This window comes from Methylovorus sp. MM2 (genome assembly GCF_001648895.1).
GTDB lineage: Bacteria > Pseudomonadota > Gammaproteobacteria > Burkholderiales > Methylophilaceae > MM1.
Genome location: NZ_LXUF01000001.1, coordinates 330,920 through 348,411, shown reverse-complemented (window position 1 = coordinate 348,411; position 17,492 = coordinate 330,920). Strand labels below are relative to the sequence as shown.

Sequence of the window (17,492 nt, the reverse complement as noted above, 5' to 3'; positions counted from 1 at the left end):
ATCAGGGAACAGTCACCTGATTCATCCGCACCTGAATAATGCCAGTTTTTCTGGCTAACCCGCGCGCAGTTTGATGTTTATCGTAAAACCTTGGGTTGGGAATCATCGCTGCCAATTTAGCAGCCTGAGATGCATCAAGCCCGCTAGCACTTGTGCGGAAATAATGCCTTGCCGCTGCTTCGGCCCCAAAGACACCGTTGCCCCACTCGATGACATTTAGGTAAATCTCATAGATGCGGCGTTTGCTCATCATCTGCTCCAGCATCAACGTGATAGCAGCTTCTTGCAGCTTGCGCCAAGGCGTGCGCTTGGTCGAGAGAAACAGGTTCTTTGCAAGTTGCTGGCTAATGGTAGAGCCGCCAGCCACGATCTTGCCTTTTTTCATGTTCTTCTCATACGCTTTTTGAATACCGTCCCAATCAAAACCTTCATGGTCTATGAATTTTGAATCTTCTGAAGCTATTACGGCTCTTTTTAAATTGATTGATATCTTTTTATACTCGACCCACTGATGCTTCAATTCAACATTTGGATTATCTTCCTGCAGAATCTCCAATCGATCCTGCATAAATGCACTCGATGAGGGGTTATGGTTCACCCACCAACAGATATGCAGGAATATCCAAAGTTGATACAAGATAATCAGGACGATAAAGGCCAGTATGCCGCGCAGCAGGAATTGTTTGAATGTCATGAGCGTAAGCTAGCAATCACAGGGGCAGTTTTAGGCATGACGCCATGCCATAGATAAAATGCCTCTGCTGCCTGCTCGACCAACATGCCCAAGCCATCGGCAACCAACCCAGCACCATGCCGCTTTGCAAAACGGATAAACGGGGTTTCACGCCCATACATCATGTCATAGGCCAATGCTTGTTGGGCAAAGATGCTAGGCGGTAAAGGCAATTCAGAATCGCTTAAGCCAGACGAAGTCGCATTGATGACAATATCAAAAGAATGACTCGCGATATCTTCAAATGCATGCGCATTCACAGATACAAAGCGTAAACTTTCTTTATCTTCAACCTTTTTCACCATATTCAATGCTTTATCCAACGTACGATTGGTAATCACCAAAAGCTTGGGCTGTTGCTCAAGCACAGGATGCAAAACACCCTCCGCTGCGCCGCCGGCGCCAATCAAAAGCACGCGTTTATCCTTGATATCGATCTTCAGGTTCTGCTGGATATCACGAACAAGCCCGATACCATCAGTATTATCGCCAGCAATCCCATTTTCATAAAAAACTAATGTATTGACTGCACCAGCATCGTGCGCGCGTTCGGTGAGTTGGTTAGCAAGATTAAAAGCTTCAAGCTTAAACGGTACAGTCACATTCGCACCTCGATAACCTTCCAAACGCATGGTTTGAACTGTCTCTACAAACCTATCAAGGGGAGATAACACACGCCCATAATCGACCTCGATACCCATCTGCGTGGCAAATGCATGATGGATTATCGGTGATTTACTATGTTCGATTGGGTTACCAATCACTGCAAACCTGCTGGACATTGTTATCCGTGCGTCCACGGCAGTGAGGCGACTTTCCAGCCATTAATATTGCCACGTTGCTTGGTAACAGGGTCAGCAGCGCCTTCAAAACCTTCAAGTACGTTATACGCTTCAGTGAAGCCAAGCTTGTTGGCAAGCGCTGCAGCGTTGTGTGAGCGCCCACCAGTGCGGCAAATAAACATCACCAGCGATTCACGATCAAGCTGCATTTCAAGATGCGCAGCAAAATCCTGATTAGGCTCCCACCCGGGATAAAATGCCCATTCGATACTGGTTGCCTGTGGAATCCGTCCGACCAACTCCATCTCTGCACGACTCCGTACATCAACAAGACGGGCCGATTTTGTTAAATCCAATACCTGTTGAGCTTCTTGCGGAGTCAATGCCCCCGCGTAGGGAAGGTTATTTTCCTCAGCACGTTGCTTCGCTTTTTGTAATATTTTAGTTAAGGTTTCCATGACCTATCCTTTTAGTAATATATGTAGGATGATTGCAGAGTATAGCGATAAATCTGCACAATCGCCTATATGCACCATAACAAGGCCAACATCTTTTCGATGGCTCTTTTTTGGTGCGTCAATCAGTATTCTCTTTTCTAACCTTATGTGTAAAAATGAGAATCCAGCTTTTCCCTGCGGGCACGTTTCCTGCTAGTTCAACGTGTCTTATTTTATTAATTCTAAACTGCATTTAGGAGAATCAAATGGCGGTCGCCGACGTAATGAAACTGGTGAAAGAAAACGATATTAAATTCGTTGATTTCCGTTTCACTGATACCCGTGGTAAAGAACAACACGTTACAGTACCAATCTCAGCTTTCAATGAAGAAAAATTCACTGAAGGCCACGCATTTGATGGTTCATCCATCGCTGGCTGGAAAGGCATTCAAGCTTCAGACATGCAATTGATGCCAGATGCAGATACTGCAAACATCGATCCATTCATGGACGAGCCAACCCTGATCTTAAGCTGTGACGTGGTTGACCCTACTGATGGCAAAGGTTATGACCGTTGCCCACGCAGCTTGGCAAAACGCGCTGAGGCTTACTTGAAGTCAAGCGGCTTGGGCGATACGGCTTACTTTGGCCCAGAGCCAGAATTCTTCATCTTCGACTCAATCAACTGGTCAGTTGACATGAGCGGTAGCTCAGTAAAGATCAACTCAGAAGAAGCCGCATGGGCATCTAGCGAGAAGTTCGAAGGCGGCAATACCGGTCACCGTCCTGGTATCAAAGGCGGTTACTTCCCAGTGCCACCAGTCGATTCATTGCAAGACATCCGTTCAGCAATGAGCCTGACACTTGAAGCGATGGGCGTGCCTGTTGAAGTTCATCACCATGAAGTAGCAACTGCTGGTCAATGTGAGATCGGTACACAATTCAGCACTTTAACAAAACGTGCTGACTGGACTCAGATCCTGAAATACGTTGTACAGAACACTGCACATGCTTACGGAAAAACAGCGACTTTCATGCCTAAGCCAATGTTTGGCGATAACGGTTCAGGTATGCACGTTCACCAATCCGTATGGAAAGATGGCAAGAACCTGTTCGCAGGTAACGGCTACGCTGGCCTGAGCGAATTTGCACTGTACTACATCGGCGGTATCATCAAGCACGCACGTGCGTTGAATGCGATCACCAACCCTGGCACTAACTCATACAAACGTCTGGTTCCAGGCTTTGAGGCTCCAGTTAAGTTGGCTTACTCTGCCAAGAACCGTTCTGCTTCTATTCGTATTCCTTTCGTTCACTCTGATAAGGCACGTCGTGTTGAAGCACGCTTCCCAGATCCTACAGCTAACCCATACTTGGCATTCAGCGCATTGCTGATGGCAGGTCTTGATGGCGTTCAGAACAAGATTCACCCAGGTGAGCCTGCAACTAAAGACTTGTACCATCTTCCGCCAGAAGAAGATGCAGCGATTCCAACAGTGGCATCTTCACTCGAGCAAGCATTAGAAGCGCTCGAAAAAGACCACGAGTTCTTGACTCGCGGTGGTGTGTTCTCTGAAGACTGGATCAGCAGCTACATCGACCTTAAGATGGATGAAGTGACAAAACTGCGTCAAACACCGCATCCAATTGAGTTCAGCATGTACTACAGTATCTAATACTGCTGGATTGATACTTTAAAAAGGCGGGCATTGCCCGCCTTTTTATTTGCATATGCTCCCAAATTAACCAAATATCGTCACCACGCGTTGCCTGCACTTATATTCTCAACTACACTCCAATCATGAAAATAACGTTACTGATTGTCTTTGCCGCCTATCTTTTCACGAGCCAGCTCATATTTGCAGCAGACATCTATAAATGTTTTGATGATGCAGGGCAACCTGCTTTTGCAGATAGCAAAACAAAAGCGGCTTATAAGAACTGTAAACTTTTATTGATTGGCGATTCACCAGCCAGTGACTCAAAAGCTCAACCGAGTAATCGCGTACGCACACCGACGCCATCAGATTTCCCACGTGTAGACAAACAGACACAAAACCTGCGGGACAATAAACGCAAACAAATATTGCAAGATGAATTGGCCACAGAGAAACTGGCACTGGAAGAATCAAGAAAAACCTACGCCGAGAACCAAGCCAACGCCGGTGTATATCGTGCATCCAACGTGAGAGAGTCTGGCAAAATCGCCAAGTATGAAGATAATCTCGAGCGATTGAAAAACGAAGTATCCTCGCATGAGAAGAATGTGCAATTGCTGCAAAAAGAGCTAGATTCCACCAGATAACATACGCTCGTCTGGCCTAGCTTTTGCTTATCCAGAATTATGGCTCAGAACATCCCCTCATCATTCGCAGGTCTTGAACATCTCGCTACTGCCGTTATCGTTCTCGATGAATTACGTAACGTGGCCTATGCAAACCCGGGGGCTGAGATACTTTTCGGCATCAGCGCCAAGCAAATAACCGGGCAGAGCTTGGCCCAAGTGTTCCCGGAATGCGAAATTCTGCATTCTGCCGTTGAGAATGCCATCGTTAACCATAGCCCATTTCGTGAACATGAATTCCTCATCACTACGATTCGGCAAAATACCATTGCTGTCACGTGTACGGTCACGCCTATCGACATGACGCCGAGCTGTCTGGTACTCGAGTTTCAGCAGATGGATCAACAATTAAGGATTGCACGCGAAGAGCGTATGCTCATCCAGCAGCAAGCCAATGCAGAACTGTTACGCAATCTTGCCCATGAGATTCGCAACCCGTTAGGCGGACTGCGTGGCGCGGCACAATTGCTTGAGCATGAGTTACCACAGGTAAACCTGCGCGAATATACGCAAGTCATTATCAAAGAAGCTGATCGTCTGCAATCGTTGATGGATCGATTATTAGTCCCCCATCGTATGCCAAAATATGAACCCACCAATATTCATGAGGTACTGGAGCGCGTACGTAGTTTGTTGCTAGCGGAATCTCCCAAAGGAATATTGGTCCAACGGGATTATGATACGAGCCTGCCCGAAGTCATCGGTGACCGCGAAAAGCTCATTCAAGCGGTATTAAACATCGCAAGAAATGCTGTTCAGGCGATGCAAGGGCAAGGACGTGTTATCTTAAGGACACGTGCAGAACGACAAGTCGTTCTGGCAAAAAAACGTTACCGCGTTGCCATCAAACTACAAATTATCGATAACGGCCCAGGCATTCCTGCCGATATCCGAGATCGTATTTTCTACCCCCTAGTCTCGGGTCGTGAAGGTGGATCAGGGCTAGGGTTAACGCTGGCACAAACATTTATTACGCAGCACCATGGCATGATTGAGTGCGATAGTCAGGAAGGCTCTACCTGCTTCACTATCTTGTTACCCATCGAGACAACGGCCATGAAGGGCTATATCGCAAGACAATAAGTAGTCATCATCAAGACAGGCAAAACATGAAATCAATTTGGATTATAGACGACGACAAATCGATACGTTGGGTATTTGAAAAGGCGCTTGCGCGCACAGACTTGGAATATAAAACTTTTGCATCGGTACCCGAAGCAATCAACGCATTGGATCACGACCAACCGCAAGTTGTGGTGAGTGATATCCGTATGCCCAATGGGTCCGGCCTCGATTTCCTGCAAGTCATGAAAGAACGTCTGCCGGATATTCCCGTCATTATTATGACCGCTTATTCGGACTTAGAAAGCGCAGTTGCTGCGTTTCAAGGCGGTGCGTTTGAATACCTTGCAAAACCATTTGATGTAGATCAGGCAGTTGAAGTGATTCGCCGTGCAGTGGACGAGAGCATGCGCCAAGCTACCGAAACAGTTTCGGTAGAAGAAACGCCTGAGATCATAGGTCAGGCGCCAGCCATGCAAGAGGTCTTTCGCGCAATTGGCCGTTTAAGTCGCTCTCATGCAACCGTACTCATCAACGGTGAATCAGGTACAGGCAAAGAACTCGTCGCGAGTGCATTACATCGTCATAGCCCACGTGCTGATAAAACATTCATCGCCATCAATACAGCTGCTATTCCTAAAGACTTGTTAGAGTCTGAGCTGTTCGGTCATGAGCGCGGCGCTTTCACTGGCGCTCAAGCAGCTAGACGTGGACGATTCGAGCAAGCAGATGGCGGTACTTTGTTTTTAGATGAGATCGGCGATATGCCATCTGACCTGCAAACAAGGCTGCTACGCGTATTATGCGATGGTCAGTTCTATCGTGTAGGCGGCCACCAACCAGTCAAGGTGAATGTACGCATCATCGCCGCAACGCACCAAGATCTTGAAGAGCGGGTAAAACTTGGCTTGTTCCGCGAAGACTTATTCCATCGCTTGAATGTCATCCGCTTACGCCTACCTCCATTACGTGAACGCCGCGAAGATGTACCTTTGTTAGTGAAACACTTTCTACAGCAAAGCGCACAAGACTTGGATGTTGAAACCAAACAACCCTCTGCGGCAGCGTTACGTTACCTGGCCACCATGAGTTGGAGCGGAAATGTTCGCCAACTGGAGAATGTGTGCCACTGGCTCACCGTTATGGCACCAGGCCAGAATATTGACGTCGCCGACCTTCCACCAGAACTCAAAGAAGATTCCGCAAAACCACTCAGTGCATCATCTTGGCAAGAAGCGCTCGCATCAGAAGTCATGGATGCCTTAAACCGTGGGGAACAACAGATACTTGAAACTCGCACACGTGAGTTTGAAAAGATACTCATTAGCCGAGCGCTTTCTCACACAGGCGGACGCCGTATAGAAGCTGCCAATCAGTTAGGCATGGGTAGAAATACCCTGACCCGAAAAATTCAAGAACTCAGCATTGAAGAATAAGCAAAAAGGCACTATAGGTGCCTTTTTGCATTACTGTAGCCATCTGAGTAATTAGCTAAGTGTCATTGATGGTTTGATCTCGGTAATTCTAACAACTACCTGTTTAGTAAAGAAACTGATACATAGATACTCATATTGCCATCCATGTTCGCTTACCGCCTCTTGGAATGCTTTAAATTCATCTTCTCGCCAATGCTCATTACCCATGTACTCATCGAAGACAATAACGCTGCCTACGACGATTTGCGGAGCAAGTATTGTTAATACAGTTTTGGTTGAGCTATAGATATCACAATCAATATTAATCAGTCTGACAGGTTCAGGGTGGCTCTCAAGAAACTTCGGGAGCGATTCATCAAACCATCCCGCATGCAGTTTGACCTTGGGAGGAACTTTAGGTATCAATCCTTTTGTAGAGTAGCTCCCTTTAGACTCTTTATGCCATGCCTCAGGCAAACCCTGAAAGCTATCAAATCCATGCACTTCTTGCCCCACCAACTTCACTATTTGTTTAATTGATTTTCCATGACGCACACCAAACTCTAGCACCATCCCCTTCACATCTGCCGCAGACACTGCCATCTTAAAAATATCAAACCCACTACCCAGAATGCTCGGGAGATGACTTAAGGATTTGAAGTAATGCCAAGCATCCAACCTTGCATCCATGAGTGGGGAAATATTCGATAGCTTTTGAAGCAACGCAACTGAGGGCTCATATTGCTTTGAGTAATCTAACAATATACCCAACATAAGCTGTGCTTCAGTATCATAAGGATTAAGTTTCAATACTTGCTGTAAACACGAAATCGATTGGCTAAAGTCTTTATTGTTAATCAAAACCGCATGCAGATTGTAATAGGCATCCGTATATCGCGCATCCAACGTTATGGCCTTACGATAATTGTTAGTAGCCTCAGATAAAAATCCTTGCTCATGAAAAGCCAACCCCAAATTACAATAAAACTGCGGATTCTTTGGATTTTGCTTAATCGCGCGCTCGAAGTAATTAACTGCTTTATCGATATTGCCATCAGTCAATGCCATCACACCCAACAAGTGAATGGCATCTGCCTGTTTTGGCAAGACAGTTAATATTTCTCCACACAGGCGCTCTGCATCAGAAAATTGACCCGCAGCATGAAATTGATGTGCGGCCTGCAATGCCTGCATCAGTTGAAGCTGAGAAGGCTTATTATTTTGATTAGTCATTTGCATTCTTAAATTTTAACTATTATCACAATGACGAGTATAACAATTTGGGCAATAAAAAACGGCACCTTACGGTGCCGTTCAAGCTTCAAGTAATCCTAAGATTTAATCCTAGAAGAACAGAATCGCACCTAGAGAGATGGTCTTAGCCTTACCATCTAGGTTATCAGTACCAGTACCGTTAGCATTTGTGCCTTCGATCTTGTTTACTGTGTATTCAGCAACAAGGTTCAAGCTCTTTGTCAGAGGATGGTAAGCGCCGATGATCCACGAGCTGTTCTTGAAGTTATTGTTGCCAACATCAGCGTCAGACTTGCTCACACCGTAAGAAGCACCAAGTTTAGTACCTACGCCAGGAACAATGTATGTACCTTGAACGTATCCGCCCTTGTCATCAGTCTTACCGTTGCTGCCAAGGAAGTTAAAGCCGTTCAGGATGATGTTGTTACCATTCAGACCAGCTGAACCAGTATTGGTATTACCGTTACCAGACAAGCCTTTACCATCATAGTAGTAACCAACCAAACCAAAACCAGCTAAACTAACTTTACCGCCTAGATCAATACCACGTGATGTGTAGCTATCAAATACTGCAGTACCTTCGTGTTTTTGAGTGATGCCGCCAACCCAGACTTTACCAGCGTAATCGCCAGTCCACTCATAGCTAGCTTTACCTTCGTAGCCAAGATTGCTGTTTGTTTGATCAGAGCCCACACCGCCACCAGTCCAACCTTGACGTAAACCACCGGCGAAGCTGAAGCCATCCCAGTTTGGTGATGTGTAGCTGATTTGACCAACCCAGTCAGCGTACATGTAACCAGAACCGATACGACCTAGTGTTGATGTACCGTTATGGCCAGCGCCAGAACCTACGCCTAACAACGTCATGTCTGAAAGGATCGCGTCAGAAGCGAAGATGCCTAAGTCACGACCAGCTTTAACAGTACCCCAGCTCTTATCACCAAATGTCAAATAAGCTTGACGAATGTTTAAGCTGTTATTGCCGCCTGAACCTTGACCGCCAGAATCAGAACCTGTGAAGAATGTGAATTGGAACGCAATGTCCAGATCGTTCTGACGTGTTTTAGCGCCGATACCAAGTGCTGAAGGCAAAAGACCTGTTTGCACAGTGTTTGCTGACTTGTTAGTAAAAGCACCAGAAGTGCCTGATTCGATGTCACCAGAGAACTTAGTATGTGTGTAGTAAGCGTTAACGTTACCACCAATATCCACAGTCCAGTCACCTGCTGGGATGATGATGCCTGCATTTGCAGCAGATGCACCGAATGCCATTACTGCACCAGCAACTGCCATGCTTAATTTCTTGTTCATGTAATTATCTCCAAAAGCGTTTTAAATAAGTCTCTTCAGCCTTGCTAGAGTTTTTTTTATTACAAACCCGAAGAGAATTTGCACACCTCCCTAGCGGAAAGCTTAGACGTGAGTATGCTAACGATTTGTAACCTCTGCAACAATTATTTACATATTAAGATAATATGGTTACAAGTGTTGCTTATATGCAACAAAATGTAACTTCGTATGGACGAGATAATTGCTCCATCTCTGGATTGGATTTAATGAATACTTAGATTATTTTAGGGAGGAACTACGTTGTTGAAGTGCTAGAAAGTCTGCTCTTCTATGGCGAATAAGCGACGGTGTTCACGTATTGCATAGCGATCTGTCATACCGGCTATGTAGTCTGCAACCGCTCTGGGCTTATCATCAGCGGCATATTCCTGAAACTCATCTGGCAGCAATCGAGTATCTGCAATGAATATACTGAATAACTCGCTGATAATACGATGTGCCTTCGCACTCATGCGATGAACACGATAATGCTGGTAAAGATTCTTTCGCAAAAAGCGCTTTAACTCCAGCTGCCTTTGATACATTTCGTTACTGAACTGGATCAATTGTGGCAGTTGACGAATATCCTCAATACTTTGTGGATTGGCCTCTTCAATATGACGGTAGCTGGTTTCACAAAGATCAACGATCAGCGCATTAATCATCCTGCGTATTGTTTCATGCACTAAACGTCGATCATGTAGTGCCGGGTGTTTCTCACGCACAGCAGCTAAATGTTCAGCAAAAATCTGCACTTCTGAAAGTTGCTCAAGTGTAATGAGCCCAGACCTCAGACCATCATCCACATCATGATTGTTATAAGCTATCTCATCAGCTAGATTGGCCACCTGCGCCTCTAAAGAAGGTTGAGTCTTATCCAGAAACCGCTGACCTACATCACCTAACAGCTTCGCATTCTTGACGGAACAATGCTTTAACACACCCTCACGTAATTCAAATGTGAGGTTCAATCCGTCAAAATCTGCATAACGCTGCTCTAAATAATCAATCACACGTAATGACTGAAGATTATGCTCAAACCCACCATAATCCTTCATACACTCATTCAGTGCATCTTGCCCCGCATGGCCAAAAGGGGTGTGCCCAAGATCATGGGCCAATGCAATAGCTTCAACCAAGTCTTCATGCACCCCTAAAGTACGCGCAATCGCACGCCCGATTTGTGCAACTTCCAAGCTATGCGTAAGACGCGTTCGGAATAAATCGCCCTCGTGGTTTACGAATACCTGGGTTTTATATTCCAACCGCCTAAATGCGCTCGAATGAATGATGCGGTCACGGTCACGCTGAAATTGATTACGTCCTTGAGGATCATTTTCCTTGTAATGGCGCCCGCGACTAAACTCGGGGTTAGCAGCATACTTTGCTAGATCATTCATGATGAAAGACTTAATGTTTCCTTGAGCAGGTTAACGTCATACTCGCTAGTCACTACAGATTTACCGATGCCTTGCTGCAAAACGAATCGGATTTTTCCGTCTACGACTTTCTTATCAAGCCCCATTAGATCAAGATAACGTTCGACCCCCAAATCGGGTGCCTCTATCGGCAAATTAGCCGCTTTTAGAATATTGCCAATACGCACATACTCTTCGCTGTTCAACCAGCCCATCCTACGCGAAAGATCAGCAGCCATCATGGTACCTGCCGCAACGGCTTCGCCATGCAGCCAAACGCCGTAGCCCATTGCATTCTCAACTGCGTGTCCAAAAGTATGCCCAAGATTCAACAAAGCGCGCTCACCACTTTCGCGCTCATCAACAGCGACCACTTCTGCCTTGTTTTCACATGATCGATAGATGGCGTAGCTGAGCGCTGCTGAATCTAAACTAACAAGCTCATTCATATGTAATTCAAGCCACTCAAAAAATGGAAAATCGCGAATCAACCCATACTTAATCACTTCAGCCAAACCTGCAGATAATTCACGCGCAGGCAAAGTATTCAGCGTACTGATATCCGCTAATACGAGCTGAGGCTGGTAAAATGCACCCACCATATTCTTACCAAGTGGATGGTTAATACCGGTTTTACCACCCACAGAAGAATCAACTTGCGATAGCAAGGTAGTAGGCACTTGTATAAATGGCACGCCGCGGAGATAGGTTGCAGCCGCATAGCCTGCTAGATCACCAATAACACCACCGCCCAAAGCAATAATCGTGGTGCTTCGTTCACATCTATTTTTTAAGAGTGCGTCATAGATTAAATTAAGCGTATCGCTATTTTTATAAGCCTCGCCATCCGGCAATATAATAGCTATTACCGATACGCCAGCCTCGCGTAAGGGCTGCGCCAACTTCTCCAAATACAATGGCGCAACGGTTGTATTAGTAACAATCGCAACCTGTTTCCGCTTTAAGTGCGGGATAATTAACTGCGCTTGCTCAAGCAGGTGCTCACCGATATGAATCGGATAAGATCTTTCACCAAGTGAAACTTGTAGTGTTTGCATAATTTATTTAACTAGTAGATTTTCAATTTGCTGCACAATATGACTAACAGGATAACCGCCAGTATCTACGATATGCGATGCAACTTCACGATATAAAGGATCTCTCTCACCGAAAAGCTGTTCGAGCTTTTCTCGCGCATTCCCATGCTGCAACAATGGCCGATTTTTATCATTACGGGTTCTAAGCCATAGTTCATGGACATTTGCACGTAAATAGATCACGACTCCCTGTGTTTTTAAAACCGTACGATTCTCTTGCATCAATACCGCACCACCGCCTGTCGCCAAAACGACATTCTGCATATTGGCTAGCTCGCCAATGGCAAGCACCTCGCGTCGACGAAACCCGACCTCGCCCTCAACTTCAAATATATGCGGGATATTAACACCAGTACGCCGTTCAATCTCGTGATCAGTATCATAGAAATCTTTATTGAGATGCTTGGCTAAAATACGACCGACAGTGGTTTTCCCTGCACCCATCAACCCGACTAAAAATATATTTCCATCCATAAAAAATGCCTATCATTTCCATGATAGGCATTTTAAGGCAATACTAGCGTGCTGTCAGATATGACTATCGAACATTAAGATTTTCATCAAGAATCTTAGGTGTGATAAAGATCAACAACTCAGTTTTATCATTTTGACGGGTAGTACGTTTAAACAAGTTACCAAGCACCGGCAGATTCCCAAAGAACGGTACTTTTTCAACGTCGTTACGTTCAGTTTGTTCAAATATCCCACCCAGCACAGCCGTTTCACCATTTGATACCAAGACCTGCGTCTGTACACGCTGTGTATCAATAGAGGGAACCCCACTAAATATTTGACCCACTCGGTCTTTCTTAACTTCAAGGTCCATAATCACCTTATCGTCAGGCGTGATTTGCGGGGTTACAGCCAAACTTAATACCGCAGACTTAAATGCCACAGCAGGTGTAGTACTAGCTGCAGAAGCTGGCGTAATATATGGAATTTGAACACCCTGCTCGATCAGTGCTTTTTGTTGATTCGCCGTTGTAACACGTGGGCTAGAAATAACCTTACCTCGTTTATCTGTTTCCAAAGCTGAAAGCTCAAGATTTAACAAAAAGTTTGCAGGAAGTCTAAACAAACTAAAACCTAGGCTACCAAACGCGCTAGACACAGGTAAGTTTACATTCAAATCTTGAGACCCTGTAACAGAAGCGCCTGTCGCAATCGCTTGGGCATTTGTGGAAGTACTGCTAATTCCATATCCACCATCTGACCCAGTATTAGCTTGTTTAATACCTAGTTTAGCACCCAATGTACGGCCAAACTTTTCGTCGGCAATCACAAGCCTCGATTCAATCATCACCTGCTTAACAGGAATATCTATTTTATTAATAATCCGTTGAATATCTTCAAGATGCTTAGCTGTATCTTGGACGAATAATGTATTTGTTCTAGGGTCAATAACCGCACTCCCTCGCTTTGACAATATTCGCTGCTTATCGTCAGTTAGAATTGTTTTGAAGTTATCTGCCTTTTGATATTTCAAGGTGAATACTTCGGTACGTAATGCCTCAAGATCTTCTATCTGCTGGTTTGCTTCTAGTTGCAACTTCTCCTTAGCCGTCACCTCATCTAGCGGTGCAATCAACACAACATTCCCCGTTTTTCGTTGCGTTAATCCCTTGCTCTGCATGATAATATCCAGAGCTTGGTCCCAGGGCACATCTTTCAGACGCAATGTCAGATTCCCTGTTACTGAATCACTAGTAATGATATTAAGCCCCGTGAAATCAGCAATAACCTGTAATACAGAACGCACATCTATATTCTGAAAATTAAGTGACAACTTCTCACCGGCGTAGCCTGTTTTACTACCTTGCACCAACTTATTTGGATCCTCAATAATCGGCCTGATATCTATAATAAATTTCTTATCAGTTTGATATGCAGATTGCTCCCAATTACCTTGAGGCTCAATGATCAACCGGCTATTTTTACCTTGCTTCATTGCATCTACATAGAGAACGGGCGTATTAAAATTAATCACGTTTAGACGACGTTGCAGATTGGCAGGAATATCAGTATTAATAAAATCGACGACGACAGTTTTTCCTTGTTGGCGAATATCAATCCCCGCAGCTGCATCTGATAGGTCAACTAAAATACGACCTTCACCGTTTTTGCCTCTAGTAAAATCTATATTTCTTAATGAATGCTGTACATCCCCGGCTTTTACTTCTGCAAATCGAGTAACCTCAGCAGTTTTTTCTGCATTGATTTCATTAGCCTGCAAAATGATGGTTGTTTCATTTCCATTAGTCGTCGTACTATAACCCACAGCCTTTGATAAGGTGAGCACCATACGAGTACGCTCTTTAGCTTGTGCCAGGCTCACGCTCTTTAGAGCGCCCTGATCTGCAGGTAGATTACTCTTAGTTAAACCATTTGCTGTATTAGCAAAATCCAAAGCAATTCTTGATGGGTTGGTTAATGTAAAACCAGGTGGAATATTCGTTAAGGGTTTTGCAGTTTGGATGCGAATAGCAACTCGTCCATCAGGCATTGTAGAAAACTCGACCTTCTCGATTTTATTACTTAGCTCTGGCGCATCCTCCGCCATCACTGGCAATGATCCGCAGGCCATTATCAAGACCAACAATCCAGAAAACGCATTTATCCATTTATTATGGCTCATCACTCATCCCTTATTCTTGCAAATTAATGCGCGAAGTTCTTTCTACCCAATCACCACTCAAATCGTCCTGAATGATTTCTTTAACGACCACTTCATTCTCTGTAATATCTGCGACCATGCCAAAATTCTGCCCAAGATAATTCCCTATCTTAATCTGCTGAACATTATTATCAGGTGTTTTTATCAATGCGTACTGTAATTTTTCTTTACTTAACAACCCTACATATTTGAGGCTTTCCAATGGGAATGCCTCAAGAGGTTCTTTCGGGCGCCCAAGATTAGGTTGAATCCCACCACCCCCAGTTGATTGCGCTTTACGTGATTTAAATGGATTATTCAATGCCCCGTCAGCATTATATTCAAACGAAACATAGGGCTTGACCTCTGGCAAAGGCTCAATTTTCACAGACATATCTTGAGCCGCATTTGAAATGAACTGATCTAGGTCATCGCGATTGTTCGACCCGCACGAAGCAAGAAATAGCGATACAGTTGCTAGTATCAGCAACCGTACCATTTTTGGCAAAAAGAACAAAAAATTAGAGGAATTTTGCATCTGTTGTTCAGCCCTTATTTTTTAATGGCTTTTTTATCAGCGGCTTTTTGACTAGCCACTTCACTGGAGTCAAGATATCTATAAGTTTTAGCGACTGCGTCCATTACCAACAGGGATGAATCACCTTTGTCCTTAGTATCTTTAATGTTGACTGGAGATATAGATATATCGTTTAAGGTGACGATACGTGATAATTTTGAAACATCTGTCGCAAATGCCCCCAAATCATCATAACGTCCTGTGACTTTAATCGAAATCGGCATTTCAGCATAAAAACCAGCCAATGTTTCTTTACCTGGTTTAAATAACTCGAACTCGAGCCCACGTTCTAGTCCAGCCTGATTAATATCAGTGAGCAATCCATCCATTTGAGACTTATCTGGAAGCTGCTTCAATAGAGCACCAAAGGTCTTTTCGATTTCGACCATTTGTTGTTTATACTCTTCCAGTTTTATCGCCTGCCCTTTTTTCGTGAGGAACACTTGACGCAACTCACTTTCCTTGTTTTTTGCTGCGGCAAGTTCATCAAGCGATGGGCTCCAAAAGACAAAATATCCACCAGCTACAATTAGCGCTAATAAAATACCAAGCAAAACCCCTTTAACAGGTAAAGGCAAATTACCAATGTTTTTAAAATCTATATTATTAAAGTCATCTAATTTCATGAAGCTCTGCCCTTTGATTTTTTAGGCTTAGAATTGTCATCAGATGTCTGCTGAGTTTTTACGTTTACATTTAATGTGAACGCGTTTTGCTTGATCCCATTAGTTACAACCGATTTAATTTCAACCAAACTAGGCGACTCAAGCCAATTTGAGCTTGAAAGATTACGCACCAGAGTTGCAACGCGGGCATTCGTATCTGCAATACCTTCCAAAACCACCAGCTTATCTTTTTGTTTTATGGATTTAATATATAAGCCCTCTGGAAGTTGGCGAGCCACTTCATCTAACAAGATGACCGCCTGACTTCGATTAGTTTGCAGTCCTTCCACCGCTTGCTTACGTTCAAGCACGGTACTAATCTGGCTTTTTAAGTCTTTAATGACACTAATTTCTTTATCAAGATTAGCAATCGCTTGATCAAGTCGAGCATTCCTGCTTTGCTGTGCATCAATTCTTGAACTGATAATTCCTTGCCCAGAAAAAACTAATACCGCGCCAACAAGTAAGGTGCCCACCAACATAAGATTAAACTCGCGTTGACGCTCTGCACGTTTAATCTGACGATGAGGTAGTAGATTAATGCGTATCATAGTGAGACACCTCGCATGGCTAATCCGCATGCGATGAGTAGCGAAGGTGCATCAACAAAAGCCTGCTGCTGCTTAAGTTTAGAGCTTATGGACATGCCATAAAAAGGATTAGCAATCAGCGTACTTACCTGAGTACGCTCTTGCACAATACTATCTACAGAAGGTATGGCAGCACAGCCACCAGCAAGCACAATATGATCTACGCGGTTATATTGAGTGGAGCTTGTAAAGAACTGAAGCGCTCGTGCAACCTCCAATGCCAGATTTTGTACGAACGGCTGTAGAACCTCTGGCTCGTAACTCTCAGGCAAGCCGCCTTTTCTTTTTGCGATCTCGGCCTCTTCAAGCGTCAACCCAAAGCGGCGTTGGATTTCCTGAGTGAGTTGCGAGCCGCCAAATGCTTGCTCCCGAATATAAACAGATTGATTATCGTGCAAGACATTAATGTGCATGATGCCCGCGCCGATATCTATGATCATGACGGTTTGCTCATTGCCGCGATTTGGTAGTTGCTGAGCGACTAATGAATGAGCGGCTTCCGTGGCATATGTTTCAACATCCATGACTGTTACTTTTAGGCCGGCACCTTCTGCGGCTGCAACGCGATCTTCAATTTTTTCTTTACGCGAAGCGGCGATGAGCACTTCTACTTCTTCGGGATTATTAGGCGCAGGGCCTAGTTCCTGAAAATCGATATTGACTTCATCAAGTGAAAATGGGATGTATTGGTTTGCCTCAGCTTCAACTTGAAGCTCCATGTCATCTTCTCGTAAGCCTGCCTGCATGATGACTTTTTTGCTAATGACAGCCGCGGCTGGCAAAGCCAAAGCTACCCGCTTCTCGCGAGAGCCCAATAATTTGAAGGCTCGCTTGACGGCATCGGCGACTTGTTCAAGCTCGACAATATTGCCATCAACGACCGCATCTTTAGAAAGCGGGGCAATAGCGTAGCTCTCAAGGTGGTATGACCCCTTGCTCCCCTTGGACAGCTCAACCATCTTAATTGAGGCAGATGTGATATCTACCCCAATGAGTGGTGGTGTTTTTTCTGAAAAAAAGTCGAATTTCAAACCGAAATTCCCTTTCTATATTGGGTAGTTACGCACATTAGTGATAATTTACATTAAATGCTAGCAACAAGTTTAACCCCTGTAAAGCAATTTTTAATTTTATTT

Annotated in this window: 17 protein-coding genes; 4 read left to right on the top strand and 13 right to left on the bottom strand. The window is 44.5% G+C overall.

The annotated features are described in order from the left end of the window. Window position 1: 1 nt before the first annotated feature. Genes mtgA through A7981_RS01505 form a run of 3 tightly spaced genes read right to left on the bottom strand, consistent with a single transcriptional unit; the run spans window position 2 to window position 1,973 of the window. Window positions 2–694, bottom strand: a complete 693-nt coding sequence (gene mtgA / locus A7981_RS01515; protein ID WP_067263005.1) for a monofunctional biosynthetic peptidoglycan transglycosylase — start codon at window positions 692–694, stop codon at window positions 2–4. Continuing rightward, window positions 691–1,515, bottom strand: a complete 825-nt coding sequence (gene aroE / locus A7981_RS01510) for a shikimate dehydrogenase (protein ID WP_067263002.1) — start codon at window positions 1,513–1,515, stop codon at window positions 691–693. The genes mtgA and aroE overlap by 4 nt, the downstream gene beginning before the upstream one ends. Window positions 1,516–1,517: 2 nt before the next feature. Then, window positions 1,518–1,973, bottom strand: coding sequence for a rhodanese-like domain-containing protein (locus A7981_RS01505; RefSeq protein WP_067263000.1), 456 nt, complete (start codon window positions 1,971–1,973; stop codon window positions 1,518–1,520). Window positions 1,974–2,218: 245 nt separating this feature from the next. On the opposite strand from A7981_RS01505, the gene glnA reads away from it, so the two are divergent. From glnA to ntrC, 4 genes are all read left to right on the top strand, one after another. Then, window positions 2,219–3,628, top strand: coding sequence for a type I glutamate--ammonia ligase (gene glnA / locus A7981_RS01500; protein ID WP_067262997.1), 1,410 nt, complete (start codon window positions 2,219–2,221; stop codon window positions 3,626–3,628). Window positions 3,629–3,753: 125 nt separating this feature from the next. Further along, window positions 3,754–4,257, top strand: a complete 504-nt coding sequence (locus tag A7981_RS01495) for a hypothetical protein (protein ID WP_067262994.1) — start codon at window positions 3,754–3,756, stop codon at window positions 4,255–4,257. Between the two features lie 39 nt (window positions 4,258–4,296). Further along, complete coding sequence (glnL, locus tag A7981_RS01490; RefSeq protein ID WP_067262991.1) at window positions 4,297–5,379, top strand: nitrogen regulation protein NR(II); 1,083 nt, start codon at window positions 4,297–4,299, stop codon at window positions 5,377–5,379. 26 nt (window positions 5,380–5,405) lie between these two features. Beyond that, a complete protein-coding gene (gene ntrC / locus A7981_RS01485; protein WP_067262989.1) occupies window positions 5,406–6,794 on the top strand; it encodes a nitrogen regulation protein NR(I) in 1,389 nt (462 codons plus the stop codon). A 51-nt stretch (window positions 6,795–6,845) separates the two neighbouring features. On the opposite strand, the gene A7981_RS01480 is transcribed toward ntrC, so the two are convergent. From A7981_RS01480 to A7981_RS01435, 10 genes are all read right to left on the bottom strand, one after another. After that, window positions 6,846–8,006 (bottom strand): class I SAM-dependent methyltransferase, encoded by a 1,161-nt coding sequence (locus A7981_RS01480; protein ID WP_067262986.1) that lies wholly within the window; start codon window positions 8,004–8,006, stop codon window positions 6,846–6,848. Between the two features lie 111 nt (window positions 8,007–8,117). Further along, window positions 8,118–9,338 carry a porin gene (locus tag A7981_RS01475; protein WP_067262985.1) on the bottom strand — a complete coding sequence of 407 codons (1,221 nt, stop codon included), beginning with the start codon at window positions 9,336–9,338 and terminating at the stop codon, window positions 8,118–8,120. Between the two features lie 290 nt (window positions 9,339–9,628). Next, window positions 9,629–10,756, bottom strand: coding sequence for a deoxyguanosinetriphosphate triphosphohydrolase (locus A7981_RS01470; protein WP_067262982.1), 1,128 nt, complete (start codon window positions 10,754–10,756; stop codon window positions 9,629–9,631). Continuing rightward, complete coding sequence (gene aroB / locus A7981_RS01465) at window positions 10,753–11,832, bottom strand: 3-dehydroquinate synthase (protein ID WP_067262980.1); 1,080 nt, start codon at window positions 11,830–11,832, stop codon at window positions 10,753–10,755. Before aroB ends, A7981_RS01470 begins: the two co-directional genes overlap by 4 nt. 3 nt (window positions 11,833–11,835) lie before the next feature. Next, complete coding sequence (locus tag A7981_RS01460) at window positions 11,836–12,345, bottom strand: shikimate kinase (protein ID WP_067262977.1); 510 nt, start codon at window positions 12,343–12,345, stop codon at window positions 11,836–11,838. A gap of 64 nt (window positions 12,346–12,409) precedes the next feature. Next, complete coding sequence (pilQ, locus tag A7981_RS01455; RefSeq protein WP_067262974.1) at window positions 12,410–14,506, bottom strand: type IV pilus secretin PilQ; 2,097 nt, start codon at window positions 14,504–14,506, stop codon at window positions 12,410–12,412. Window positions 14,507–14,516: 10 nt separating this feature from the next. After that, complete coding sequence (locus tag A7981_RS01450; RefSeq protein ID WP_067262972.1) at window positions 14,517–15,023, bottom strand: pilus assembly protein PilP; 507 nt, start codon at window positions 15,021–15,023, stop codon at window positions 14,517–14,519. 53 nt (window positions 15,024–15,076) lie between these two features. Beyond that, window positions 15,077–15,727: a type 4a pilus biogenesis protein PilO gene (locus A7981_RS01445; RefSeq protein WP_067262969.1), complete on the bottom strand. Its 651-nt coding sequence runs from the start codon at window positions 15,725–15,727 to the stop codon at window positions 15,077–15,079. Beyond that, complete coding sequence (locus tag A7981_RS01440; RefSeq protein ID WP_067262967.1) at window positions 15,724–16,317, bottom strand: PilN domain-containing protein; 594 nt, start codon at window positions 16,315–16,317, stop codon at window positions 15,724–15,726. Before A7981_RS01440 ends, A7981_RS01445 begins: the two co-directional genes overlap by 4 nt. Continuing rightward, entirely contained in the window at window positions 16,314–17,387 is a 1,074-nt protein-coding gene (locus A7981_RS01435) for a pilus assembly protein PilM (RefSeq protein ID WP_067262965.1), read from the bottom strand. Before A7981_RS01435 ends, A7981_RS01440 begins: the two co-directional genes overlap by 4 nt. Window positions 17,388–17,492 lie beyond the last annotated feature (105 nt).